The sequence below is a fragment of the Variovorax sp. 10L421 genome, assembly GCF_056395365.1.
Genome location: NZ_JBFTJJ010000012.1, coordinates 31,708 through 56,852, shown reverse-complemented (window position 1 = coordinate 56,852; position 25,145 = coordinate 31,708). Strand labels below are relative to the sequence as shown.

18 protein-coding genes are annotated in these 25,145 nt (G+C 68.1%); 9 read left to right on the top strand and 9 right to left on the bottom strand.

Annotated elements, in window-relative coordinates; genetic code table 11:
• Positions 1 to 53 precede the first annotated feature (53 nt).
• A complete protein-coding gene (gene ssb, locus AC1DFC_RS16995) occupies positions 54 to 605 on the bottom strand; it encodes a single-stranded DNA-binding protein (RefSeq protein ID WP_413312380.1) in 552 nt (183 codons plus the stop codon).
• 172 nt (positions 606 to 777) lie between these two features.
• Here ssb and uvrA point away from each other — a divergent pair, with 172 nt between their 5' ends.
• Positions 778 to 3,864 carry an excinuclease ABC subunit UvrA gene (uvrA, locus tag AC1DFC_RS16990; protein WP_478179634.1) on the top strand — a complete coding sequence of 1,029 codons (3,087 nt, stop codon included), beginning with the start codon at positions 778 to 780 and terminating at the stop codon, positions 3,862 to 3,864.
• A 12-nt stretch (positions 3,865 to 3,876) separates the two neighbouring features.
• Positions 3,877 to 4,767, top strand: coding sequence for a DMT family transporter (locus AC1DFC_RS16985; RefSeq protein WP_478179633.1), 891 nt, complete (start codon positions 3,877 to 3,879; stop codon positions 4,765 to 4,767).
• 18 nt (positions 4,768 to 4,785) lie between these two features.
• Here AC1DFC_RS16985 and AC1DFC_RS16980 read toward each other — a convergent pair whose 3' ends face one another.
• Genes AC1DFC_RS16980 through AC1DFC_RS16970 form a run of 3 tightly spaced genes read right to left on the bottom strand, consistent with a single transcriptional unit; the run spans position 4,786 to position 8,791 of the window.
• Positions 4,786 to 5,541 carry a GntR family transcriptional regulator gene (locus AC1DFC_RS16980; protein WP_007836740.1) on the bottom strand — a complete coding sequence of 252 codons (756 nt, stop codon included), beginning with the start codon at positions 5,539 to 5,541 and terminating at the stop codon, positions 4,786 to 4,788.
• Complete coding sequence (locus AC1DFC_RS16975; protein WP_478179632.1) at positions 5,538 to 7,307, bottom strand: glycerol-3-phosphate dehydrogenase/oxidase; 1,770 nt, start codon at positions 7,305 to 7,307, stop codon at positions 5,538 to 5,540. The genes AC1DFC_RS16980 and AC1DFC_RS16975 overlap by 4 nt, the downstream gene beginning before the upstream one ends.
• On the bottom strand, positions 7,304 to 8,791 hold the full coding sequence (locus tag AC1DFC_RS16970) for an FGGY family carbohydrate kinase (RefSeq protein ID WP_478179631.1): 1,488 nt from the start codon (positions 8,789 to 8,791) through the stop codon (positions 7,304 to 7,306). The genes AC1DFC_RS16975 and AC1DFC_RS16970 overlap by 4 nt, the downstream gene beginning before the upstream one ends.
• A gap of 178 nt (positions 8,792 to 8,969) precedes the next feature.
• On the opposite strand from AC1DFC_RS16970, the gene AC1DFC_RS16965 reads away from it, so the two are divergent.
• From AC1DFC_RS16965 to atpE, 7 genes are all read left to right on the top strand, one after another.
• On the top strand, positions 8,970 to 10,016 hold the full coding sequence (locus AC1DFC_RS16965; RefSeq protein WP_007836735.1) for a substrate-binding domain-containing protein: 1,047 nt from the start codon (positions 8,970 to 8,972) through the stop codon (positions 10,014 to 10,016).
• The gene (locus tag AC1DFC_RS16960; protein WP_478179630.1) at positions 10,013 to 11,524 is read left to right on the top strand and encodes a sugar ABC transporter ATP-binding protein; all 1,512 of its coding nucleotides are present in this window, start codon (positions 10,013 to 10,015) and stop codon (positions 11,522 to 11,524) included. Before AC1DFC_RS16965 ends, AC1DFC_RS16960 begins: the two co-directional genes overlap by 4 nt.
• Before the next feature lie 358 nt (positions 11,525 to 11,882).
• The gene (locus tag AC1DFC_RS16955) at positions 11,883 to 12,899 is read left to right on the top strand and encodes an ABC transporter permease (protein ID WP_413312367.1); all 1,017 of its coding nucleotides are present in this window, start codon (positions 11,883 to 11,885) and stop codon (positions 12,897 to 12,899) included.
• Positions 12,896 to 13,900 carry an aldo/keto reductase gene (locus AC1DFC_RS16950; RefSeq protein ID WP_478179629.1) on the top strand — a complete coding sequence of 335 codons (1,005 nt, stop codon included), beginning with the start codon at positions 12,896 to 12,898 and terminating at the stop codon, positions 13,898 to 13,900. The genes AC1DFC_RS16955 and AC1DFC_RS16950 overlap by 4 nt, the downstream gene beginning before the upstream one ends.
• 34 nt (positions 13,901 to 13,934) lie before the next feature.
• Positions 13,935 to 14,789: a class I fructose-bisphosphate aldolase gene (locus tag AC1DFC_RS16945; RefSeq protein WP_478179628.1), complete on the top strand. Its 855-nt coding sequence runs from the start codon at positions 13,935 to 13,937 to the stop codon at positions 14,787 to 14,789.
• Between the two features lie 121 nt (positions 14,790 to 14,910).
• Positions 14,911 to 19,620 carry an Ig-like domain-containing protein gene (locus tag AC1DFC_RS16940; RefSeq protein ID WP_478179627.1) on the top strand — a complete coding sequence of 1,570 codons (4,710 nt, stop codon included), beginning with the start codon at positions 14,911 to 14,913 and terminating at the stop codon, positions 19,618 to 19,620.
• 147 nt (positions 19,621 to 19,767) lie between these two features.
• Positions 19,768 to 20,007: a F0F1 ATP synthase subunit C gene (gene atpE / locus AC1DFC_RS16935; protein ID WP_007835387.1), complete on the top strand. Its 240-nt coding sequence runs from the start codon at positions 19,768 to 19,770 to the stop codon at positions 20,005 to 20,007.
• A gap of 14 nt (positions 20,008 to 20,021) precedes the next feature.
• Here the strand turns inward: atpE and AC1DFC_RS16930 are convergent, their stop codons facing one another.
• The 5 genes from AC1DFC_RS16930 to AC1DFC_RS16910 form a co-directional block, all read right to left on the bottom strand.
• Entirely contained in the window at positions 20,022 to 20,909 is an 888-nt protein-coding gene (locus tag AC1DFC_RS16930) for an acyl-CoA thioesterase (protein WP_007835388.1), read from the bottom strand.
• A gap of 98 nt (positions 20,910 to 21,007) precedes the next feature.
• Positions 21,008 to 21,682 (bottom strand): hypothetical protein, encoded by a 675-nt coding sequence (locus AC1DFC_RS16925; RefSeq protein ID WP_478179626.1) that lies wholly within the window; start codon positions 21,680 to 21,682, stop codon positions 21,008 to 21,010.
• Between the two features lie 38 nt (positions 21,683 to 21,720).
• Positions 21,721 to 23,091 carry an FAD-dependent oxidoreductase gene (locus AC1DFC_RS16920; RefSeq protein ID WP_478179625.1) on the bottom strand — a complete coding sequence of 457 codons (1,371 nt, stop codon included), beginning with the start codon at positions 23,089 to 23,091 and terminating at the stop codon, positions 21,721 to 21,723.
• Positions 23,091 to 24,068, bottom strand: coding sequence for a Bug family tripartite tricarboxylate transporter substrate binding protein (locus AC1DFC_RS16915; protein ID WP_413331782.1), 978 nt, complete (start codon positions 24,066 to 24,068; stop codon positions 23,091 to 23,093). Before AC1DFC_RS16915 ends, AC1DFC_RS16920 begins: the two co-directional genes overlap by 1 nt.
• 83 nt (positions 24,069 to 24,151) lie before the next feature.
• Positions 24,152 to 25,129 carry a Bug family tripartite tricarboxylate transporter substrate binding protein gene (locus AC1DFC_RS16910; RefSeq protein WP_007835399.1) on the bottom strand — a complete coding sequence of 326 codons (978 nt, stop codon included), beginning with the start codon at positions 25,127 to 25,129 and terminating at the stop codon, positions 24,152 to 24,154.
• Between the last annotated feature and the right edge of the window lie 16 nt (positions 25,130 to 25,145).

The following is a 25,145-nucleotide window of genomic DNA, read 5'->3' as shown; positions in this document are numbered from 1 at the left end:
GAGCCAGGCGTCTCGCGACGCCTGGCTCTTGTTCAAAAAGTAAAAAGGCCCGTTCAGAACGGAATGTCGTCATCCATGTCGTCGAAGCCCGACGACGACTTGGCCGGCGCCTGGCGTGGAGCCGGCGCCGGAGCGCGCGGTGCCGCCGCGGGCGCACGCGCGGCGTACCCGCCGCCACCGCCACCGCCCTGCGAATAACCACCGCCGCCACCACCTTGCGAGTAGCCGCCGTCGTCATCACCGGGGCCACCCGACGGGCCGCCCTGGCCCTGGCGGCTGCCGAGCATCTGCATCTGGTCGGCACGGATTTCGGTGGTGTACTTTTCGATGCCGTCCTTGTCGGTCCACTTGCGCGTGCGCAGGCTGCCTTCGACGTACACCTGCGAGCCCTTGCGCAGGTACTGGCCGGCGATTTCGGCCAGGCGGCCGTTGAAGACGATGCGGTGCCATTCGGTGGCTTCGCGCATTTCGCCGCTTTGCTTGTCTTTCCAGCGATCGGTGGTGGCCACGGTGACGTTCGCGACCTGATCGCCGCTCGGGAAGGTCCGCATTTCGGGGTCGCGCCCCAGGTTGCCGACGACGATGACTTTATTGACCGATGCCATATGCACTGCCCCTGATAAGTAGATGAAGGAGGAGGTTGAGAGGAACCCTCGATTGTGCCCCAAGGCTGTCGGAGCTCGGAGCCGGTGCATCCGTCTCCGCCGCAACCCGGCACCTCGCCATGAAATGCGCGGCGGTCTATCATGTCCGGTTGCCCTCGGACGATCGCCCCCTTTGAATTCAAAAGCCACTGAATACGCCGCCGCCGACGAGGAAAGCGCACGCGACGCGGAACTCGAGCGAAACACCTACCTCGGCGCCGTGCTGGCGCAGCAGCGCATCAGCATCCGCGGTGCGCGCACGCACAACCTGAAGAACGTCGATCTCGACATTCCGCGCAACAAGCTGGTGGTCATCACCGGCCTGTCGGGCTCGGGCAAGTCGAGCCTGGCCTTCGACACGCTGTATGCCGAAGGGCAGCGGCGCTACGTCGAGAGCCTGTCGGCCTATGCACGGCAGTTCCTGCAGCTGATGGACAAGCCCGACGTCGACGTGATCGAGGGCCTCTCGCCCGCGATCAGCATCGAGCAGAAGGCCACCAGCCACAACCCGCGTTCCACCGTGGGCACGGTGACGGAGATCCACGACTACCTGCGCCTGCTGTACGCCCGCGCCGGCACGCCCTACTGCCCTGACCACCACCTGCCGCTGCAGGCGCAGACGGTCTCGCAGATGGTCGATGCGACGCTCGCGATTCCCGACGAACCGCGCCTCATGATCCTGGCACCCGTGGCGCGCGAGAAGAAGGGCGAGTTCCTCGAGCTCTTCGCCGAGATGCAGGCGGCCGGCTACGTGCGCTTTCGCGTCGACGGGCAGACCTACGAATACAACGACCTGCCCAAGCTCAAGAAGACCGAGAAGCACGACATCGACGTGGTGATCGACCGCCTGCGCGCGCGCCCCGACATGCAGCAGCGCCTGGCCGAGAGCTTCGAGGCCGCGCTGCGCCTGGCCGAGGGCCGCGCGATAGCGCTCGAACTCGGCGCCGAGGGTGCGCCCGACAAGGAACACCTGTTCAACGCCAAGTTCGCCTGCCCGATCTGCCACTACTCGCTGTCGGAACTGGAGCCGCGCCTGTTCTCGTTCAACTCGCCCGTGGGCGCCTGCCCGAGCTGCGACGGCCTCGGGCACCGCGAGGTGTTCGACCCGGCGCGCGTGGTGGCCTTTCCCTCGCTCTCGCTCGCGAGCGGCGCCATCAAGGGCTGGGACCGCCGCAACGGCTACTACTTCAGCATGATCGAGAGCGTCGCGAAGCACTACAAGTTCGACGTCGATGCGCCCTTCGAGTCGCTGCCAGCCTCGGTGCAGCAGGTGCTGCTGAACGGCTCGGCGGCCGAGGAGATCAAGTTCAACTACACCATGGAGTCGGGCAACTTCGCGGGCAAGAAGCTCACGAAGAAGCACCCCTTCGAGGGGATCATCCCGAACATGGCGCGGCGCTACCGCGAGACCGATTCGGTGATGGTGCGTGAAGACCTCGCGCGCTTTCGCAACCTGCAGCCCTGCCCCGACTGCGGCGGCTCGCGGCTGCGGCCCGAAGCGCGCAACGTGTTCCTGGTGGACGAATCGGCCCGCCCGGCCGATGGCAGCGAGCCGCCGCGCATGGCGATCTTCGAACTGAGCCATCTCACGCTGCGCGACTCGCTCGCGTGGTTCCAGACGCTCAAGCTGCGCGGCGCCAAGGCCGACATCGCCGACAAGGTGGTGCGCGAGATCGGCCTGCGGCTGAAGTTCCTGAACGACGTGGGCCTCAACTACCTGAGCCTGGACCGCAGCGCCGAAACGCTCTCGGGCGGCGAGGCGCAGCGCATCCGCCTGGCCTCGCAGATCGGCTCGGGCCTCACGGGCGTGATGTACGTGCTCGACGAGCCCAGCATCGGCCTGCACCAGCGCGACAACGACCGCCTGATCGGCACGCTGAAGCATCTGCGCGACATCGGCAACAGCGTGATCGTGGTGGAGCATGACGAGGACATGATCCACGCCGCCGACCACGTGATCGACATGGGCCCCGGCGCCGGCGTGCATGGCGGGCGCGTGATGGCGCAGGGCACGTATACCGAGGTGTCGTCCAACCCCGATTCGCTCACGGGCCAGTACCTCTCGGGCACCAAGAAGATCGAAGTGCCCAGGCACCGCACCGCRTGGCTGCCGGTCGTGAAGAAGCCGGCCTTCAACGAAGGCAGGAAGCCCTCGCGCTTTCCGCAGAGCCCCGCGGCCGAACGCCGTGCCGCGCGCGAGGCGGCCCACCTCGCCACGCAGACCGACCTGCAGGAAATTCGCGTGGTCGGCGCCACAGGCAACAACCTGAAGAACGTGAGCGTGGCCTTCCCGGTCGGCCTGCTGACCTGCGTGACCGGCGTGTCGGGCTCCGGCAAGTCGACACTGGTGAACGACACGCTCTACACCGCCGTTGCACGCACGCTGTACCGCGCGCACGAAGAGCCGGCCGCGCACGAATCGGTGGAGGGCATTGAGTATTTCGACAAGGTCATCAACGTCGACCAGAGCCCCATCGGCCGCACGCCGCGCAGCAACCCGGCCACCTACACGGGCCTGTTCACGCCGATCCGCGAACTGATGGCCGAGACCAACACCGCGCGCGAGCGCGGCTACGGCCCCGGCCGCTTCAGCTTCAACGTGGCGGGCGGGCGCTGCGAGGCCTGCCAGGGCGATGGCGTGGTGAAGGTCGAGATGCACTTCCTGCCCGACGTGTACGTGCCCTGCGAGGTGTGCCACGGCCAGCGCTACAACCGCGAGACGCTCGAGGTGCTCTACAAGGGCAGGAACATCGCGCAGATCCTCGAGATGACGGTGGAGGTGGCGCACGAATTCCTGAAGGCCGTGCCCACCATCGAGCGCAAGCTGCGCACGCTGCTCGACGTGGGCCTGAGCTACATCAAGCTGGGCCAGTCGGCCACCACGCTGTCGGGCGGCGAGGCGCAGCGCGTGAAGCTCGCGCTGGAGCTCAGCAAGCGCGACACCGGCCGCACGCTCTACATCCTCGACGAGCCGACCACCGGCCTGCACTTCGCCGACATCGAGCTGCTGCTGAAGGTGCTGCACCAGCTGCGCGACGCGGGCAACACCATCGTCGTGATCGAGCACAACCTGGACGTCATCAAGACGGCCGACTGGCTGATCGACATGGGCCCCGAGGGCGGCGCGGGCGGCGGCACGGTGGTGGGCGAAGGCACGCCTGAAGACATCGCGGCGAACGAGGCGAGCCACACGGGGCGGTATCTGAAGCGGCTGCTGTAGCCGGCGCGGCCCATGCCTTCCTTCACCCCGCGCCAGCTGGTACTGCTCGTTCTCCTGACCCTTGCATGGGGGTTCAACTGGCCCGTGATGAAACTGGGCGTCGCCGACTATCCACCTCTCGCCTTTCGCGCGATCTCGATCTGGCTCGGCGTGCCGGTGCTGGCCCTCGCGCTGGTATGGATGAAGGTGCCGTTCCGCGTGCCGCGCAGCGCGTGGCCCGAGCTGCTGTGGCTGGGCGCGACCAACATGTTCGTCTGGCACGCCTGCATCATCCTCGCGGTGAAGGCGCTCTCAGGCGGGCGCGCGGCGATCCTGGGCTACACGATGCCGGTGTTCTCGGCCGTCATCGGCGCGCTGCTGTTCTCCGCGGTGCTCACGCGGCGCGCGTGGCTGGGCGTGGGCGCCTGCGCGATCGGCGTGGGGCTGCTGCTGTGGCATGAACTCACCGACTTCGCGGGGCGGCCCGGCTACGTGGCGCTGGCACTGGTGGCGGCCGCCACATGGGCACTGGGCACTCAGTTGCTGCGGCACACGCGCATCGGGCTGCCGACGCTCACGCTGTCGTTCTGGATGACGGCGCTGACCGCGGTGGTGATGACGGTGCTCTCGCTGCTGTTCGAGCGCGGCCAGATGTACTGGCCGGGCCGCGTGACTTGGGCTTCGATCGGCTACAACGCCGTGCTGATCTTCGGCTTCGCGCATGCCGCCTGGTTCTACCTGGCGCGCGGCCTGCCGCCCATCGCCTCGACGCTCAGCGTGATGTTCATCCCGGTGCTCGGCGTCTTCAGCGGCGCGGTGTGGCTGGGCGAAGCCGTGCACTGGCAGGACTGGGTGGCAGTGGCGCTGATGATGGTCGCCATCGCCTCCGTGCTGTGGCCCTCGCGCAACGCAGCGAAGGCCTGAGCGCGCCTTTTTCTTTTTTCAGGTCGTCGTCTGTACGTGCAGCCGGCTGCTCTTGCAGCGGTGCAGCGCGCGGTAGTGCTCCAACGGCCTGCCATTGGCACCGTAGGCGATCGACTCGATGCGCAGCAGCGGCTCGGGCTGCGGCAGGTTGAGCAGCCGGCAGGTCTCGGCATCGGGCAGCACCGCATCGATCCAGCGCTCGGCGCGCACCAGGCGCAGCCCGTACTGGCGGCGCAGCACGTCGTACAGCGAGCGATCGTCCAGACGCGTGCGGTGCAAACCCGGCGCGAGGTCGGCGGGCACCACGGTCTCCACCAGCAGGCGCAGTTCGCCGTCGACGCTGCGCAGGCGCTTGAGCGCGACCACCTGGGTGTCGTCGGTGAGCCCCAGCGAAGCGGCTTCCTGCTCGGTGGGCGCGCGCAGTTCCTGCGTGAGGATCTGCGTGCGCACCGAGCGGCCCTTGCGCTCCATTTCGTCGGAGAAGCCGAGCACGGTGGAAACGAAATCCTCGTCGCGCTCGCGGGCCGACACGAAGGCACCGCGGCCCTTGATCTTGTAGATGAGGTTGTTGCGCACGAGGTCTGCCAGCGCCTCGCGCACCACGATGCGCGAGATGCCGAATTGCTCGCCGAGCTCGGCCTCGGACGGCAGCTTGGCGCCGATGGGCAGCACGCCCTGCAGGATCTGCATGCGAAGCGCGTCGCGGAACTGGGCCCACAGGGGCGACTCGGAGTCGCGGTCGAGCACGGTCGAGATTTCGGTCGGAGAGTTCACGTCGAGGGTTGGCCCAGGGCCTGAGGAGTCATCAATGATGCATCGAAAGATGCAGGCGCATCCGCTGCCACCGGCGAAAGCCGCACGCCGTGGCGCTCGCGCAGGGCGGTGGCGCAGGCATGCAGCTCTGCGTGCTGCTGCGCCGCATCCCAGCCCAGCGCCTCGGCCGCGATGCCCGCCATCTCGGCCAGCGCGGCATCGGTGACGAACCCGCGGATGGCCAGCAGCGTGCGGCGGATCACGAGGTCGTCGAGATGCACCACGCCGGTTTCGAGGCAAAGGTACGAAAGCTCGGCCACGGAGTAGCCGGGCGCATGGCGCAGCGGCATGTCGCCCGATGCGGCGAGGCGCTGCGCCAGCGGCAGCGCCTTCGATCCGTAGCGCTTCAGAAGCACCTGCGCGCGCGTGCGGCTCATGCCCGAGGCGCCGACCATTCGATCGACAAAACGCTCCACCGCCTGCGCATCGGCCGGCAGCTCGGCGCCGCCGCCGATGGGCAGCAGCTCGGTCGATGCGGTGCGCGGGCGGCCCAGCTGCTTCAGCACCTCGTCGGCCGCTTCTTCCGCGAGCGCGCGGAAGGTGGTCCACTTGCCGCCCACGAGGCCGACGATGGGAATGTCGCGCGTGGCGTTGGGCGGGTCGAGCACCACCGAGTGGTCGCGCGAGATCTGCCCCGGCTTGTCGGCGTCGGAGCGCGCGAGCGGCCGCACGCCGACGTAGGTATAGACCACGTCGCCGCGGCCAAAGCGCAGGTTGGGGAACACCTCGGCCAGCACGTCGAGCAGGTAGTCAACCTCGGCCGGCTCGGTGCCGATCTGGTCGGGGTCGTCCACCGGGATGTCGGTGGAGCCCACCAGCACGCGGTCGAGAAAGGGATAGACGATGCACACGCGCCCGTCGACCGCCTCGAAGTAGGCCATGCGGCCTTCCAGCGCATCGCGCAGCGCGGGATGGTCGAGCACGAGGTGCGAGCCCTTGGTGCCCATCACGCGCGAGCCCGCGCCGCCGAGCACGGCCGTGCTGCGATCGAGCCACGCGCCGCTGGCATTCACCACGGTGTCGGCCGTCACGCGCACCAGCGCGCCGGTGATCTCGTCGCGCAGCGTGAGGATGTTGCCCGCGCAGCCCGTCACGCGGCAGTAGTTGGCCGCGGCCGAGCGCGGCTGGTCGCGGCAGGCATCGCCGATCAGTTCGAGGATCAGCCATTCGGGGTGGCTGATCCACGCGTCGAAGAAGGTGGCGGTCCAGCGCACCGCGGCGCGGAACAGGCGGCGGTCGTTCTGCGGCACGCGGCTGATGCGGTGGTTGGGCATCACGCGCTGGCGGCGGCCCAGCAGGTCGTACAGGCGAAGGCCCGCAGCCACCGCAAGCAGGCCGCGCGTTCGCTGCGGCGGCGTGCGGCCGAAGAACTTGAGCGCGCTGCTCATCAGCCCGCCGAAGAAGCTGGACAGCGGCACCACCGTCTTCAGCGGCTGCACCAGGTGCGGTGCGTTGCGCAGCAGCAGGTTGCGCTCGCGCGTGGCCTCGGCCACCAGCGAGAAGCTGCCGTTCTCCAGGTAGCGCAGGCCGCCGTGGATCATGCGCGAGGGCGCGCTGCTGGCGCCCGCGCTGAAGTCGCCCTTGTCGACGATGAGGCAATCCACGCGCTGCAGGCACAGGTCGCGGAACACGCCCACGCCGTTGATGCCGGCGCCGACGATCACGGTAGAGAAATGACGATCGGCCAGCGAGGCCGGGCGCACGAAGGGCAGCTGCCAGGCGCTCATCTCGAGCCTCCCGACAGATGGAAAAACACAGGGGACATGGTGTCGATCAGTTCGTTGAAACCGGCGTTGAAGTCGGCATGGGCGCAGGCCTCGGTGGCATCGGGCTCGACCGTGTCGCAGGGCGCGAGCAAGGCGCTGCCCTGCCCGGCGTGGCCGATGCCCTGCGACATGGCGGCGTAGATCGCGGCGCCGCGCGCGCCGGTTTCGTCGTCGGCGCAGCGTTCCACCGGATGGCCGAGGAAGGATGCGAGCAGGCGCACGAGGCGCGTGTCGCTCGCGCCGCCGCCGAGCACGGTCGATGCGGACACAGGCAGGCTGCATGCCGCGAGGCGTGCCGTGTGCCGCGCATGCAGTGCCGCGACCGCATCGACCACCGCGCGCGCCATGTCGCCCCGCGTGTGATGGCTCTTGAGGCCGACGAAGCCCGCCGTCACGCCGCCACCGCCATTGACGAACGGCAGGAAGCGCAGGCCGCCCGCGCCCAGCGGCACCGACATCGCCAGGTCGACGACGGCGCGCGAATCGGGCAGTCCCAGCACGCCGGCCAGCCACGCGATGTTGGCCATCGACGAAGGGCTGTTCTCCATGTAGAGCCGCTGGTCGTCGCGCCCGAAGTTCACGACGGCCGCCACGTCGGGCCTGGGCTCGATCACCGGGCCGATCACCGCGTTCACGCACCACGTGCCGAAGACCGACACCGCGCGTCCGCGCCCTTCCGCACAGATCGCGGTCATCGACGCGAGCAGGTCGATGGCTCCCATCGCCACCGGAATGCCGGCAGGCAGGCCGCACAGCGCGGCCTCGGAAGGCCGCAGCCTGCCGATCACTTCGCCGCTCGGCACCAGCGGTCCGAAGACCTGCGGCCCGAGCTCCGCGATGCCCGAGGCATCGAAGGCCGCCTGCGACCACCTGCCCGTGGCGATCGACACCAGCCCAGCGGTGCTCGCATCGCTCGCGTCGGTGGCGATCTCGCCGGTCAGCAGGAAGCCGAGGTAGTCCTTCGCGAACARCAGCCGGTGCACCGCGCCGCGCTGCACGGCATCGGTGCCGAGCAGCGCGGCGGCGATCACGGTGGGCTGCCCCGGCCACGGCCTGCAGCCGACGTCCGCGAACAGCGCCTCGCCATGGCCGAGCGCCAGCGAGCGCGCCCGTGCGTCGGCGCGCTGGTCGGTCGAGGCAACCGCCCTTCCACCCACGAGTTCGTTGCGCGCATCGAGCGCATAGAGCCCCGCGCCGTGGCCCGTGCAGCCGATGGCGCGAACCTCGGTCACGCGCTCGCCGAGCTGGTGAGCGACGTCGCGCAGCACGTGGGTCAGGGCCGTGCGGATCGCAGTCGCGCCCACTTCGCATCCCCCTCCAGGCAGCCGGTCGTGCGGCAGCGGCATGCGTGACAGGGCGATGGAGCGGCCGCTCCCGGCTTCGAGGGCCAGGGCCTTCAGGCTGCTCGATCCCATGTCGATGCCGATCAGTATGTTTGGCTTCATGTCATAACAGCTTCGGCGGAATAAAAGCACCTCGCCAGTAGCGTTTCCCCTAGTTATCCCGTCAAACGTCCAGAGCGTACATTCTACCTGTCATAACAAGTGACGCGACACCGAAGATCAAGATGCTGTCCTGAAAAGCAGCATCGCAAGCTGTGCCCCCCAACGTGAGGAGACAAAAATGAGGCGTAATTTCCTGAAGTCCGCCGCGGCAGCCGGCATCGGCCTGGCTGGCGCCAGCGCATTGGCGCAGCAGCAGGCGGCTGCCCCTGCAGCAGGCGGCGGACTGCGCGGCAACCCGAGCGACGTCTACGTGATGAACGTGATGGTGTCGGGCGTGGAGTACTGGTTTCCGGTCTACGAAATGATGAAGCAGCTCGGCCGCACGCTGGGCGTGCGCACGCGCTACACCGGCACGCCGGAGTACGACGTGAACAAGCAGCTCGCCTCCTTCGAGCAGGAGCTGGCGCGCAAGCCCGCGGGCATCCTGCTGCACCCGATGAACCCCGACCCGTTCATCGAGCCGATCAATCGCGCCGCGGCGATGGGCATCCCGGTCGTCACCTTCGCGGCCGACTCGCCGAACTCCAAGCGCACATCGTTCGTCACCTCCGACAACGACCGCGAAGGCACGCAGGCCGCCGACGCCATCGCCGCCTCGCTCAACGGCAAGGGCGAATACGCCGTGCTGGAGAACCCGGGCCAGGACAACCACGACCGCCGCATCGCCGCCTTCGTGAACCGCATGAAGGCCAAGCACCCGGGCATGAAGCTGGTCGGCCGCGCCGCCAGCAACCAGGACCCGAACAAGGCCTACCAGGCGGTGCTGAGCCTCGCGCAGGCCAACCCGAACCTGGGCGCGCTGTTCATGCCCGAGGCCAACTCGGCCCTCGGCGCGGCGCAGGCCAAGGTGGAGACCAAGAAGAACATCAAGGTGATGTGCTGCGACGTCAACGCCAAGATCCTCGACATGATCAAGTCGGGCGACGTGTTCGGCGCCATCAACCCGAACCAGGGCATGCAGGGCTACATGGGCATGATGATGCTGTTCCTGGCCAGGAACCCCACGCTCATCGACCCGATGAACGATGCCAAACGCAACGGCACCAACCCGATGGCCGTGCCCTTCCTGGACAACGGCCTGGCGGTGGTCAGCAAGGCCAATGCCGACGACTTCTACTGGGACAAGTACCTCGCACGCCGCGGCACCAAGGGAATCGGCGAGTGAGCCACCTGCTCGAACTGCGCGGCATCGGCAAGCGCTTCGGCGCTTCGCGCGCGCTCTCCGGCGTGGATTTCTCGCTTCAGCGCGGCGAGATCCACGCCCTGTGCGGCGAGAACGGCGCGGGCAAGTCCACGCTGATGAACATCATCGACGGCATCCACCAGCCGGACGAGGGCGAGATCTCGCTCGACGGCCGGAAGGTGGTCATCGACGGCCCCGCGCACGCCATGCGCCTGGGCATCGGCCTGGTGCACCAGGAGATCGCCCTGTGCGCCGACGCCACCGTGGCCGAGAACATCTTCATGCCGGAGATCAACGCCGGCAGGCACGCATGGATGGACTACGCGAGCCTCGACGAGCGCGCCGCCAAGGTGCTGCAGCGGCTGGGGCAGGACGTCGACCCGGCTGCGCTGGTGAAGGACCTGAGCATTTCCACGCAGCAGCTGATCGAGATCGCCAAGGCGCTCACGCTGGACTGCAAGGTGCTGATCCTCGACGAGCCCACCGCCGCGCTCACCGACAACGAATCGGCCGCGCTCTTCAGGGTGCTGCACGACCTGAAGGCGCAGGGCATCGGCATCATCTACATCAGCCATCGCATGGCCGAGATCTTTGCGCACTGCGACCGCGTCACCGTGCTGCGCGACGGGCGCAACGTGCATTGCGGGCCGCTGGCCGAACTGGACGCCGACGGGCTGGTGCGCCGCATGGTCGGGCGCGACCTGGGCAACTACTACCCGCCGAAGCAGCAAGCGCCTGCATCGGAGGAACACGTGCTCGAAGTGACCGACATCGCCGACGGCGAGCGCGTGCACGGCGTGTCGTTCACGCTGAAGCGCGGAGAGATCCTCGGCATCGCGGGCTTGATGGGCGCCGGTCGCAGCGAGCTCGCAGAGACCGTGTGCGGCCTGCGCCCCGCGCGCAGTGGCACCGTGCGCCTGCGCGGCAGGGCACTGGCGATCCGCAAGTACGGGGACGCGCTGCGAGAGGGCATCGCCTACCTCAGCGAAGACCGCAAGGCGGCCGGCGTGTACCTCGACCTGCCCATTGCGCAGAACATCGCCTCGATGGCGCTCGCGCGCGTCAGCTCGCGCTTCGGGCTGCTGCAGCGCGCGGCCGAGCACAGGCTGGCGGTCGACCTCGGTGCGAAGCTCAAGCTCAAGTCCGACGGCGTGGCCATCGAGGTGGCGAGCCTGTCGGGCGGCAACCAGCAGAAGGTGGCCATCGCCAAGCTGCTGGCCACCAACCCATCGGTGCTGCTGATGGACGAGCCCACGCGCGGCGTGGACGTGGGCGCCAAGTCGGAGATCCACCACATCCTGCGCGAGCTGGCCGGCCAGGGCGTGGGCGTGATCGTGATCTCGTCGGAGCTGCCCGAGATCATCGGACTGTGCGACCGCGCGCTGGTGATCCGCGATGGCCGGCTCGCGGGCGAACTGCCATCTAACGAGATGACGGAGGAAGCCCTGTTGCGGCTCGCCTCCGGACTCTGTGAACAGGAAGCGGCATGAAAGACCTGCAGGGTTCGTGCGGCGCTTTGGTCGGTTCGGGGCGCGCTCACGCCGACGGGGTACCTTGCTCCGCGAATGTCCCCCGGCCTGCGGCCTCCTCCTTTATTTCGCTGCGCAAGGCACCCCGCCAGCGTGATCAATGGACGCCGCGGTTGATCGCAGGACACAACGACAGCGCCCACTGTGCACAGGGCACCGGGTGCTCCCCGCAGCGAAATAAAGGAGGAGCCGAAGGCGGGGGACATTCGCGGAGGGGAGCACCCGGTGGCCTGTGTACGCGCCCCGAACAAGAGCGCCAAGAACACAAACATCAAGAACACAACCGACAAGCAAGACAACGCGCAGTGGAGCATCCGACATGAACTACCCGGCCCAACTCGACGCAGGCCTTCCAGCAAGACAGCAAGGAAGACCCCCCGCAAAACCCGCCAGCAAGCTCGGCAGCATGCGCGAGATGGGCTTGCTGCTCATCATCGCCGTGCTGTGCGCGGGCATGAGCTTCGCGTCGCCCTACTTCCTGACCTGGGACAACGTGCGCGCCATGCTGCTGTCGTTCTCCATCGAAGGCATCGTGGTCGTCGGCATGACGATCCTGCTGATCGTCGGTGGCATCGACCTGTCGGTGGGCTCGGTGGTGTGCTTCGCCATGGTGGTCACGGGCAAGCTCTTCCTCATGGGCTTCGACCCGTGGACCGCAGGGCTCATCGCCATTGCGGCGAGCGCCATGATCGGCGCGATGATCGGCGGCTGCGTCACGCGCATCGGCCTGAACCACTTCATCGCCTCGCTGGCCTTCATGGTCATCGTGCGCGGCCTGTGCCTCGCGCTCACGCAGGGCACGCCGCAGTCGCTGTTCTCGCTGCCGGCGGAGTTCAAGTTCATCGGCCAGGGCACGCTGTTCGGCATTCCGGCCGTGATCCTGATCTTCCTGGCGATCGTGGTGGTGAGCGACTTCCTGCTGCGCCGCTCCACCCTGCTGCGCCGCGTGTTCTACACCGGCAGCAACGAGAAGGCCGCGCTCTACTCCGGCATCCGCGTGGGCCGCGTGAAGTTCTGGGTCACGGTGCTGTGCGCGGCCTCGGCGGGCCTGGCGGGCGTGATCTACACCGCGCGCTTCGGCGCCGCCACGCCGACCTTCGGCATGGGCATGGAGCTCAACGTGATCGCCGCGGCGGTGATCGGCGGCGCCAGCCTCAAGGGCGGCTCGGGCACCGTGCTGGGCGCGGTGCTCGGGCTTGCGCTGCTGTCGGTGGTGACCAGCTCGCTGATCCTGCTCGACGTGTCGCCCTACTGGCAGGACGTGATCAAGGGCCTGATCCTGCTCGCGGCCGTGACCATCGACCACATCCTGAACACGAGAAAGACCAAGCGATGAACAGCAGCAACAACGCATCGATGAAGCAGACCACCCTCGGCCCGTCGGGCATCGAATGCTCGGCCATCGGCCTGGGCACCTGGGCGATGGGCGGCTGGATGTGGGGCGGCGGGGACAACGCGGCCGCCGTGCTGGCCATCCAGGCCTCGCTCGACGCGGGCGTGAACCTGATCGACACCGCGCCGGCGTACGGGCTCGGGCGCTCCGAGAGCATCGTCGGCACCGCGCTGAAGGGACGCCGCCACGAGGCCGTCGTCGCCACCAAGTGCGGACTGGTATGGCACACGCAACAGGGAACGCACTTCTTCGAAGAGGATGGCCACCCGGTGCATCGCTACCTCGGGCGCGAATCGATCGTCCACGAGTGCGAAGAGAGCCTCAAGCGCCTGCAGACCGACTACATCGACCTCTACATCACGCACTGGCAGGACAGCACCACGCCGGTCGAGGAAACGATGGACGCGCTGCTGGAGCTCAAGAAGCAGGGAAAGATCCGCGCCATCGGCGTGAGCAACGTGAGCCCCGAAACGCTCGCCGAATACCTGCGCCATGGCCCGGTCGATGCGGCGCAGGAGCGCTACAGCCTGATCGACCGCGAAATCGAGCAGGCGCTCGTGCCACTGTGCGGCGAGCACGACGTGGCGGTGCTGGGCTATTCGTCGCTGGCGCTGGGCCTGCTGGCCGGCCCGATCGACCCCGGGCGCAAGTTCACCGGCGACGACCAGCGCGCGAGCAACCCGCGCTTCAGCGCGCAGAACCGCGCAAAGCTCAAGGCCTTCTTCGACGAGCTGGAGCCGCTGCGCAAGCAGCTCGAATGCTCGTTCGGCCAATTGATGATCGCGTGGACGCTGGCACGCGGCAGCGTCTCTGTGGCGCTGTGCGGCGCGCGCGTCAGCAAGCAGGCGGTCGAGAACGCAGCGGCCGGTTCGGTGCGCCTGCGCGACGACGCACTGCAACTCGTCGACGCCGTTGCGGCCAAGCACCTGAACGCGCTGGCCTGACCCTCTCTTCTTTCAATACAAGGAACTCTTTCGTATGTCGAAGGACAAGACCGCACGCCTGAACCGGCTGCTGAACAACGGGCGCTGCCTGGACATCGCGCTCGACCACGGCGTGTGCAACGAGCCCTCGTTCCTCAACGGGCTGGAAGACATGCCGCAGGTGATCGACAAGCTCGTGGCCGCCGGCCCCGACGCCATCCAGCTCAACTACGGCCAGGCCGATCTGCTGCAGGACCGCCCGGGCCGAGGCAAGCCCGCGCTGGTGCAGCGCATCGACATGGGCAACCCCTACAACGCCACCGCCCACCGCGTGATGTGGGCCGTGCTGCAGAACGAGCACGACCCGGTACTGCCGGCAGTGCAGCGCGACGCAGCCTGCGTGGTCGTCAACCTGTTCATGCTGCCGAACGAGCCCGACCTGTTCCGCCAGTGCGTGCAGAACATCGCGCGCGTGCGCGCCGACTGCGACCGCTACGGCATGCCGCTGATGATCGAGCCGCTGGTGATGCGCCCGCACAGCGAGCAGGGCGGCTACATGGTCGATGGCGACGCCGAAAAAATCGTCACGCTGGTGCGCCTTGCACGCGAGATGGGCGCCGACATCGTCAAGGCCGACCCCACCACCGATCCCGCCGAGTTCCACCGCGTGGTGCAGGCCGCGCGCTGCCCCGTGCTCGTGCGCGGCGGCGGGCGCGAAGACCTGCAGCGGGTGTTCGCGCGCTCGCGCGTGCTGCTGGACCAGGGCGCGGTCGGCATGGTGTACGGGCGCAACGTGTACCAGCACACCAACCCGTCGGCGGTGGTGAATGCGTTGATGGCCATGATCCACCGCGGCGCAAGCGCCGAGGAGGCGTGGGGCATCTACGAATCGGGCGGCACGAAGAAGTAACGCAGCGCCGCCGGAAAAAAAGAGAGGGAGAGGCTGTACGGCAGGCGGCGCACTCGTCGCCGGCCGGGGTGCGCCCTGCGCGCGCGCTTTCGCGAGTGAACACCACAACTTGGAGGCGACGATGAAGATCCGGTATTACCTGATGGCTTTGATGGTGCCGTTCGTCACACTGCTGACGCACGCGGCAATCACCGGGGTCAGTCCGATGACGACCCTGGGCAACATGGCGGCGGCGGTTTCCGAAGCTGTCGCCGACCCGCTCCCGCTGCAGGGTCCGGGCCTGGGCAACCTCACCTACACCTCGGCGGAACTGTTCAAGCCGGTGTCGATGATCACCAGCGCGGCGCATCCGCTCGATCCGGCACACAGCAGCGCCTACGAGTCGCGCGAGGTGCCCGCCACCTACCCGGGCCGCAAGGACTACGGCATGAACGCGGGCATCATGATCAACGGCTACTTCCTCACCTCCTTCGCGCCGGACAGCGGCCTCGGGCCGGGCGGCTTCCTGCTGTACGACGTGTCGAACCCGCGCCAGATCCAGCTCGTCAAGAAGATCTACGAGCCCGAGGCCCGCACCAAGGAGTTCCGCGAGACCCATTCCTTCGGCACCGCGAAGATCGGCGGCAAGACGTATGTCGTCCTGCCCAGCATCAACGGCATCGAGTTCTGGGACTTCTCCGACATCAACGACATCAAGCAGGTGAAGAAGCTGGCACTGCCAGGCGTCAACGGGGGCGACTACGAGGACGTCGCCTGGCAGCTCTGGTGGCAGGCGCCTTACCTGTACGTGGCATCGGCCGGCCGGGGCATCTTCATCGTCGATGCCAGGGACCCTGCGAACGCCGTGATCGCGAACCGCGGTGCGGGCAAGCCCAATCCGGTGCCCACCGGCGAACTCGGCGGTTTCCGCATCGGCCCGATCTTCACGATGGGCAACCACATGGTGCTGACCGCGATGGAAAGCAACGGCGGCTTCGCGAGCCTGGACATCTCCGATCCGCTCAACCCCAAGGTGCTCGATTCCATCGTGGGCACCACGCCGTTCTACTACGCCACCTGTTTCGACGGCAGGAACCTGCACGCCTCCGCGCGCAACAGCGGCGCCAGGATGTACAGCTACGACCTGAGCGACCGCTCGCGCTTCGTGGCCGAGGACAACCGGCTCGTCATCGACGAAATGCTGTACTGCGCCACGCAGGACAACTACGTGATCCAGGGCGCGCAAACGCGCATCCACAAGGTCGATGTGAGCAATCCGCTCAATCACGTGGAGGTGGGCCGCGGCAGCATCCTGCGCGAGGACGACCCGAACTTCTCGCATTCGGACAACGGCCAGGTCGCGATGTTCGGCAACCTCGTCTTCGTGGGCAACGACCACGGCTCGGGCAGCGGCTTCATCGTGCATGCAGTGGACCCCGACACCACCAAGCCTGAAGTCAAGCAGGTCTCGCCGGCCAACGGCGCGAAGCAGCAGGCGCTGACCTCGCGCATCGGCCTGGGCATGACGGACAACATCCGGCCCGAGAGCGTGAATTCCAACACCTTCATCGTGCGCCCGGTGGGCGGCAACACGCTGGCGGGCACCTACAGCGTGCAGCTGGGCATCATCAACTTCTCGCCCGACCAGCCGCTGCAACCCGGCACCAGCTATGAAGTGTTCCTGCCGGCCAACGGCGTGAAGGACTATGCGGGCAACGCCATCGCGGCCGACTACAAGTCGACCTTCAACACCGGCAACGCGACCGACATCAACCTGATGCATTACTGGACGCTGGCGGGCAACCTGTCCGACCAGATCGGCAGCAACAACGGCACGCCGGTCGCGGGCGACGCGTTCGAGAGCATCGGCCTGAACTTCGCGAACCGCACCGCCGGTGTGCCGCTGAAGAACGATTCAGTGGCCACCGTGCTCGGCGGCACCGCGTCGCTGAGCTTCTACATGAAGACCACGCAGGCGGGCGGTGCGAACTCGTGGACCGCGCCCGGCATCTTCGGGCGCGACCAGGCGAGCGGCACGGACGACGTGTTCTGGGGCTGGCTCGACAACGGCGGGCGCATCAAGCTGTCGGCTGGCAACGACGCCGGCACCACCTCCACCGCGGCGGTGAACGACGGCACCTGGCACCACGTGGTGCTGACGCGCGACGCGGCCTCCGGCGCCCAGGCCGTGTACGTGGACGGCGTGAAGACCACCTCCACCGGCCCCACGGGCAACAAGGGCCTCACGAACAAGTTCAGCGTGCTGGGGCAGATCCAGGGCAATGCCGCGCTCTTCAAGGGCACGCTGGCAGAGGTGCGCGTCTACAGCCGCGTGCTGAGCGACACCGAGGTCAACACGCTGCGCGGCCAGGCCATCATCGGCGACCCCGGCATCGGCGGCGGTCCGAAGCTGGTCAACGGCCAGTTGGTGTTCAACCCGGGCACGCTCGGCAGCAGCGGCGCGCAGTTCCGCTGGAACTTCGGCGACGGCACGCAGACGGCGTACTCGAACCAGCCGAACTACACCTACACCTACAACCGCCCGGGCCACTTCACGGTGACGCTGACGGTGAAGGACGTGAACGGCCGCGAGACCTTCTACACCTACAACCTCACCGTGATCGCCCCGGTCACGGCGCGGGCGCCGACGCACACCACCAACATCGCGGGCGATGCGAATTCGGTGTACTCGGTAAACCCCGACAGCGGCACGGTCGCCGCCATCGATGCGCAGACCCTGGCCAAGCGCTGGGAAACGCGCGTGGGCGACGAGCCGAAGACGCTGGCCGTGGGCCCCGACGGACGCATTTGGGTCACGGTGCAGGGCGAGGACAAGCTGGTCGCGCTGAGCGCGGCCGACGGCAGCCTCTCGACCACCGTGCCACTGGCCTACGGCAGCGGCCCCTACGGCGTGGCCTTCACGCCGGACGGTGCGAAAGGTCTGCTCACGCTGGAGAGCAAGTCGGTGCTGATGAGCTTCGACCCGAGCAACGGCAGCACTACCGGCGCGGTCGCGCTCGAAGGCAACCTGCGCGGCATCGCGGTCAACGCCGACTCGCAGGTGGCTTATGTCACGCGCTTCAAGTCGAAGATGACCGGCGGCCAATTGCACAAGGTCAACCTGCAGGGCATGAGCGCCATGACCACCATCGCGCTGCCGGTGGACACCGCCACGGTGGACACCGAGAGCCACGCGCGCGGCGTGGCCAACTACCTGAGCCAGGTGGTGATCTCGCCGGACGGAACGCGGGCGGTGCTGCCCTCGAAGAAGGACAACATCGTGCGCGGCAAGTTCAGGGACGGCCTTGCGCTGGAGCACGACAAGACGGTGCGCTCCATCCTCTCGCAGGTCAACCTGCAGACGGCCGCGGAAGTGTTCGCCGAGCAGATCGACTTCGACGACCGCGCACCGGCGCGCGCGGCGCTGTTCTCGCCGTCGGGCGACTACCTCTTCGTGGCGCAGATGGAAGGCAACCGCGTGGCCATCGTCGATCCGTACAGCCGCGCGGTGCGCGGCGAGATCAACACCAGCAGCGCGCCGCATGGCCTGTACCTGGACGCGACGCGCAAGCGCCTGTTCGTCAACAACTTCCTGGCGCGCTCGGTGTCCGTGCACGACGTGGCTTCGGTGCTGTCGTCCGAGACGGCGGCCGCGATCTTCCTGCAGAACGTGGCGACGGTGGCACAGGAACCGATGGCGGCCGCGGCGCTGCGCGGCAAGCAGGTGTTCTACAACGCCTCCGACCGTCGCATGAGCAAGGACAACTACATCTCCTGCGCGAGCTGCCACGCAGACGCCGGCGACGACGGCATGGTGTGGGACTTCACCCAGCGCGGCGAAGGCCTGCGCCGCACCATCAGCCTGCAGGGGCGGCGCGGGCTGGGCCACGGCAAGCTGCACTGGACGGCCAACTTCGACGAGGTGCAGGACTTCGAGAACGACATCCGCAACGAGTTCGGCGGCACCGGCTTCCTGACGAATGCGGACTTCGCGGCCACCTCCGACCCGCTCGGTGCGCCCAAGGCCGGCAAGAATGCGCAGCTCGACGACCTCGCGGCCTACCTGAGCTCGCTGAACAAGTACATGCGCAGCCCGGCGCGCAATGCCGATGGCAGCCTGAGCGTCGATGCGGCGCGGGGCCAGGCACTGTTCACCTCGGCGCAGTGCGTGACCTGCCACGCGGGCGGCACCTTCCGCGACGGCATCCGGCACGACGTGGGCACGATCCAGGCCTCGTCGGGCAAGGGCATGAACCAGCCGCTCGCGGGCATCGGCTTCGACACGCCGACGCTGTCGGGCACCTGGAACACCGCCGCCTTCTTCCACAACGGCCAGGCGGCCACGCTGCAGGACGTGCTCGGCAGCGGCCATGGCAATGCCAACAGCCTGCCGGCCGCCGACGTGGTGGCGATCCGCGAGTACGTGCGCTCGCAGGACACGGCCCCGGCCGTCATCTCGCGCATCCGCTCGGACCTCAACCCCACCCTGTGCGTGAACATCAAGGGTGCGGCGACCACCAGCGGCGCGACGGCCGTGCAATGGCCGTGCGGTACGGCGGGCAACGAGAAGTTCACGGTGACGAGCCTCACCGGTGGCTACGTGCAGTTCGTGGCCGAGCACAGCGGGCTGTGCCTGGCGCAGAACGGCACGGCGACGACGAATGCGCCGGTGGTGCAGCTGGCGTGCACGGCGGGCAACGCGGCGCAGTGGAGCATGGTCGGCGGGAGCATCCGCAACCGCGCCTCGGGTTCGTGCCTGGACGTGCCGAACAGCTCGACGGCGCAGGACACGGCGCTGATCACATGGACCTGCAACGGCGGGAACAACCAGAACTGGACACAGCTTCCGTAGCGCCAGCAGCGTTCCACGAAAGGCCGGCCGCTTCATGCGGCCGGCTTTTTTCATGCCGCCCATGACCTCCCACGTCATGGACCGTGCGCACCCGCTCTGGGAAAGTACCTCCATCGATCCATCAATCAACCACCAGGAGAAAACACCATGACCGGCTTCAACATCCTTCCCCTCGCAGTCGCCCTGCTGATCGGCATCGCCGCGCTCGGCTCGTGCCTCGGCATCGGACTGGTCGGCCAGAAGTTCCTGGAAAGCACCGCGCGCCAGCCCGAGTTGGTCGACACGCTGCAGACCAAGTTCTTCCTGATCGCGGGCGTGACGGACGGCGCATTCATCATCGCGACGGGCATCGCCCTCTGGTTCGCGACCGCCAACCCCTTCGGCTGAGGCCCTGTTTTTTTTTACTTGCGCCGGATGCGCAGCATGCCTTCCTGCGCTGCCGAGGCCACCAGCCGGCCGTCGCGCGCATAGAGGCTGCCGCGGCACAGGCCGCGCGCGCCGCCCGCGCTGGGCGAGTCGAGCACGTACAGCAGCCAGTCGTCCATGCGGAAATCGCGGTGGAACCACATCGCGTGGTCGAGGCTGGCGGGGCGCACCTGGCCGCTCATGAAGCTCAGGCCGTGCGGCAGCATCGCGGCGCGCAGCAGGCCGTGGTCGGAGGCGTAGGCCAGCAGCGCGCGGTGCACCATCGGGTCGTCGGGCAGCGGCGCGATGGCGCGCATCCAGATGGCGCTTTGCGCCGAGGCCGGGCGCACCTGCGGGGCGATCAGGTCTTCGGGGTCGACGCGGCGGTACTCGATGCCGTGCGGCTGGACCGCCTTGGCGCGCCAGGGCTCGGGCAGGCGATCGCCGAGGGCGATGCGCTGGTCGAGCTCGCTGATCAGGCCTTCGGGGCCGGCCACCTCGGGCATGTCGAACTGGTGCTCGACGCCGTCGTCCACGGTCTGGAACGAGGCCGACATCTCGAAGATGATCCGCTCCTGCTGGCGCGCCACCACGTGGCGGGTGGTAAAGCTGCGGCCATCGCGCACGCGGTCGACGCTGTACTCGATGGGCGCGTGCTCGCCGGGCAGCAGGAAGTAGGCGTGCATCGAATGCACGGGGCGCTCGGCGCCCACGGTGAGGCTGGCGGCCATCAGCGATTGGCCCAGCACCTGGCCGCCGAACACGGCGGGCGTGCCGATGTCTTCGCTCTGCGCCAGGAAGCGGTCGCCGCCCAGTGGCTCGAGCTGCATGAGCGCGACGAGTTCGTTGACGAGGCGGGAGGCGGTGGCGTGATCGGTGGTCATCGGAGGCATTCAGGGCAAGCGGAAAAGCAACCCTCGACCATAGCAAAGGCCGCGCCCGAAAACTGTCGCGGGCCGGTCAGCCGGCGCCCCCGATGGGCCTATTTGTAGAAGCAGACACCCATGAAGCGGGCGCTGCAACCGGAATCCGTGCCGCCCTGAACCACGCGCACCGGCACGCCGCCCAGCAGCATCGAACCGTCGTCGGCATACACCAGCGGCGAAGGCGCGGCCCTGGCGAAGGTGCCGCTGAGCGTTTCCTGCTCGACGTACTTGAGGTACTGGCGCCGCGAAAAGTCGACCTTGTCGGCCGACTTCAGCGGCGCGGCCTCGTAGCGCTTGCCGTACACCGTGCCGAAGTAGCGCAGTGCCGGCCCGGTGCGGTCGCCGTACTTCACGTCGGCCTTCGCGAAGCCGGTCTGGACGAGGAAGGTGCGGTCTTCGGGCGTCAGGTCGGCGTCGAAGGCCATCAGCACGTACTGGCCCTCGAAGCTCTGGTTGCGCGCCACCTTGAGTTCGCCGATCAGCGCGGGCGTGACTTTGGTGCGGCCATCCCAGCGCAGCAGCGCCGCCACGGACGGATCACCGTCGAACACGTAGTGGTAGTTCTCGCCGGCAATGGCGACCTTGCGGCCGTCCTTCGCCGCCACGAAGCTCACGACCCGGTCCTTGCCGTGGACCGGGTCGCCTTCGGGCGTGCTGGCGCAGCCGGCCTGCAGCAGGCCGAGGGCGGCGCAGGACAGCGCCAGGAAGATGCGACGTGCGGAGGTCGGCAACGAAGGGAGGTGCACTTTTCGTCCAGGGTTCGAGTTCATCAAGCCCCGGACTCTAGCCTCTGGCGGTCGAGATCGGCGCCGTCCGCGGCCAACTTCTTCTGCAGCGCGGCCACGTCCACACCGGCGAACGCGGTGCTGCCCAGCGACGCCGCCGCCGTGCCCGCGGCCTGCCCCATGACGAAGCAGCCGCCGCTTGCACGCGCGGCCGACTGGCCTTCGTGCGTCATCGATGCACAGCGCCCGGCCACCAGCAGGTTGTCGACCGCCTGCGGCACCAGCATGCGCCAGGGCAGGTGGTTGTAGGCGTTGGCTTCGTCGTGCGGAAAGGCCCACTCGATGCGGCCGTCGGCGTGCATTTCCATCGGCCAGGCGTTCAGGCCGATGTTGTCGTCGAACTTCGCCGAACCCAGGATGTCCTCGCGCCCGAGCGCATACAGACCCTGGATGCGCCGCGTCTCGCGGATGCCGACCTGCGGCGCGATCTCCACGATGGCCGACTGCGCGAAGCCGGGCACCTCGGCCTTCAAGAACTTGAAGTACTCGGCGATCTGGCGGCGGCCTTCGAGCTCGCCCTCGCTGAGCTCGCGCGCGTCGACGCCGTTCATCGCGCGGCCCTGGGCATTGCGGATCTGCGTGACGTTGGCGCGCCATTCGCGCGGGTCCCTGTTGGGCCGCAGGATGGCGCCTTCGCGCGGAAACCTGTACTTGCCCGGATGCTGCTGCTCGGCGCGCGCCATGTAGTCGTTGATGGCCGAGAACTCGCCCACAGCCGCCAACGCGGCCGGCGCGTCGACCTGGCCGATGCGGAACATCGTGGTCGGAAACAGCCCGCTGCCGTGGCCGTCGCCCACCTCGAAGGGCACGCCGGCAAAGGCCGCCACGTCGGCGTCGCCGCTGGCGTCGATGAAGGCGTTGGCGCGAATGGCCTGGCGGCCCGACTTGGTCTCGACCACCAGCGCGGCGATGCGGCTGCCGTCGCGAACGACGGACGCGGCCAGCGCGTGGAACAGCAGCTTCACGCCGGCAGCGCCGAGCAGCTGGTCGGCGGCCAGCTTGTAGGCCGAGGTGTCGTACGAACGCACGCAGATGCGCCCGCCCATGCCGTTCTGCGGCGCGTTCATGCCGTTGAACCCGGCGATGCGGTCGATCAGCTCGTCGACCACGCCGCGCACCAGTTGCGTCATCTCGCCCTTGCGCTTGCCGTACAGGCCCGCGAAGTTGGTGACGCCGCCGGCCGTGCCCATGCCGCCGAGAAAACCGTAGCGCTCCACCAGCAGTGTGCTCGCACCGTGGCGCGCGGCGCTCACGGCGGCCGCGATGCCGGCAGGGCCGCCGCCGACCACCACCACGTCGTATTCGCCGAACACCGGCAGCGCGCGCGCCGGCTCGTTCAATGTCTGCGCTGTCATCACTGCAACTTGATGCCGCGGGCCGAGATGATCTTGGTCATGATCGCGGCCTCTTCATTGACGCGCGTGCGCATGCCGTCCGGCGAAGTGCCCACGGCCTGCCAGCCCTGCTCGAAGAGCTTGCGGCGCACGTCGGGGTTCTTCATGACCACTTCGAGTTCGCGGCTGATGCGGGCCTGCGCGGCCTTCGACAGGTTGGCCGGACCGAGCAGCGCCACCCACACCTCGAGGTTGAAGTCCTTCACGCCGGCCTCGGCCAGCGGCGGGATCTCGGGCACCAGCGCGCTGCGCCCGCCCGTGAGGCCGATGGCCTTGAGCTTGCCGGCGCGGATCTGCGGCATGGCCACGCCCGGCGGGATCAGGCCCATCTGCACCTGGTCGCCCAGCATCGCCGTGACGACCTGCGGATTGCCCTGGTAGGGCACGTGCTCGGGCTTGAAGCCGCTCACTCGGGTCTTGAGCAGTTCCATGCCCAGGTGGCCGACCGAGCCGATGCCCACCGAGCCGTAGTTCCACTTGTCGCCGGCCTTGCGGCCCGCGTCGAAGAAGGCGGTGCCCGAGGGCAGGTTGTTCTGCGCCACCAGCACCAGCGGCGCCGTGGCAATCAGCGAGAGATAGGTGAAGTCCTTGGCCGGGTCATAGGGCAGCTTGGGGTACAGCATCTTCGACGACGTGAGATTGCCGTTGATGACGAGGCCCAGCGTGTGGTCGTCGGTGGCCTTGGCCACCTGGTCGGCCGCGATGTTGCCCGAGGCGCCAGCCTTGTTGTCGACCACGATCGGCTGGCCCAGCGCCTTGCCCAGCGGCTCGGCGATGGTGCGCGCCGCGATGTCGGGCGTGGAGCCGCCCGGGAACCCCACGAGCAGGCGGATCGGCTTGGTCGGCCAGGCGGCGTTCTGTGCGCTGGCGGCCAGCGGCAGTGCGGCGGCGGCAGCCAGGCCGCAGGCAATCAGGAAAGCTCTCTTGGTGGCTTGCATGGAAAAAAGTGTGAGAAAGTTGTCAAAAACCAGAGCAGGCCAGCTTAACTGCCGAGCGAAGCGCCGGGCAAGGCGCGTCCTCGCTATTCGAGGCTGATGTTGCCCCTGCGCACCAGCTCGCCGTACACCTTCGACTTGGCCTCGGCATTGCGCTCGATTTCCTCGGGCGACCAGGCCAGCGGCTCGAAGGCGAAGGTGTCGAAGCGCGCGCGGATCTCGGGGTCGGCGATGACCTTGGCCACGTCGGCATTGATCTTCGCCTTGACGGCCGCCGGCACGCCCTTGGGCGCGAGCAGCGACACGAACGAGTTGACCTCCAGCGAGGCCGGGCCGCCGGCCTCGGCCATGGTGGGCACGTCGGGCATCTGCGGAATGCGCCTGGGCGCCGCGATGGCCAGGTAGCGCAGCTTGCCGGCCTTGTAGATGCCCTGGCTCGACGGAATGCTCGCGAAGCTCCACGGCACCTCGCCGGCGCCCACGTTGGAAAACAGCTGCGACACCTCGCGGTAGGGCGCGTGGCGCATGTGGATGCCGGTGAGCGCCTCGAGCTGCTGCGCACCCAGGTGGCCAGGACTGCCGACGCCCCACGAGCCGTAGACGATGCCATCGGGGTTGGCCCTGGCCGCGCCGATCAGGTCGCTCATGTTCTTCCATTTCGAATCGGTGGCCACGGCCACGAAGAAGGGCGTGCGAAACAGCGAGGCCACCGGATCGAAATGCTGCAGCGTCACGAAGTTGCGCGACTTGTACAGGTGCGGCAACGCGGCGATGTGCTCGCTGTCGAGCTGCAGCAGCGTGTAGCCGTCGGGCGCCGCGCGCCGGGCCTGGTCGATGGCGATGAAGCCACCGCCGCCGGGCTTGTTGTCGATCAGCACGCGCTGGCCCCACAGGCGCGAGAGCTTGTCGGAGACGAGGCGCAGCACCGCGTCGGGGCCGCTGCCGGCCGCGAAGGGCGTGACCAGGGTCACGGGCTTGTTGGGAAAGTCGCCGGCTTGCGCCAACGCCCCTGTAGCGACGGTCAGGGCAAGCCCCGCGGTCAGCAGTGCGCGCGAAAAGTTCATGGTGTCTTGTCTCCTG

Coding starts and splice junctions, on each gene's coding strand:
- AC1DFC_RS16955 (WP_413312367.1), top strand. CDS start 11,883: ATGAACTACCCGGCCCAACTCGACGCAGGCCTTCCAGCAAGACAGCAA.
- AC1DFC_RS16945 (WP_478179628.1), top strand. CDS start 13,935: ATGTCGAAGGACAAGACCGCACGCCTGAACCGGCTGCTGAACAACGGG.
- AC1DFC_RS16950 (WP_478179629.1), top strand. CDS start 12,896: ATGAACAGCAGCAACAACGCATCGATGAAGCAGACCACCCTCGGCCCG.
- AC1DFC_RS16940 (WP_478179627.1), top strand. CDS start 14,911: ATGAAGATCCGGTATTACCTGATGGCTTTGATGGTGCCGTTCGTCACA.
- AC1DFC_RS16920 (WP_478179625.1), bottom strand. CDS start 23,091: ATGACAGCGCAGACATTGAACGAGCCGGCGCGCGCGCTGCCGGTGTTC.
- AC1DFC_RS16910 (WP_007835399.1), bottom strand. CDS start 25,129: ATGAACTTTTCGCGCGCACTGCTGACCGCGGGGCTTGCCCTGACCGTC.
- AC1DFC_RS16975 (WP_478179632.1), bottom strand. CDS start 7,307: ATGAGCGCCTGGCAGCTGCCCTTCGTGCGCCCGGCCTCGCTGGCCGAT.
- AC1DFC_RS16915 (WP_413331782.1), bottom strand. CDS start 24,068: ATGCAAGCCACCAAGAGAGCTTTCCTGATTGCCTGCGGCCTGGCTGCC.
- AC1DFC_RS16985 (WP_478179633.1), top strand. CDS start 3,877: ATGCCTTCCTTCACCCCGCGCCAGCTGGTACTGCTCGTTCTCCTGACC.
- AC1DFC_RS16930 (WP_007835388.1), bottom strand. CDS start 20,909: ATGACCACCGATCACGCCACCGCCTCCCGCCTCGTCAACGAACTCGTC.
- ssb (WP_413312380.1), bottom strand. CDS start 605: ATGGCATCGGTCAATAAAGTCATCGTCGTCGGCAACCTGGGGCGCGAC.
- AC1DFC_RS16965 (WP_007836735.1), top strand. CDS start 8,970: ATGAGGCGTAATTTCCTGAAGTCCGCCGCGGCAGCCGGCATCGGCCTG.
- atpE (WP_007835387.1), top strand. CDS start 19,768: ATGACCGGCTTCAACATCCTTCCCCTCGCAGTCGCCCTGCTGATCGGC.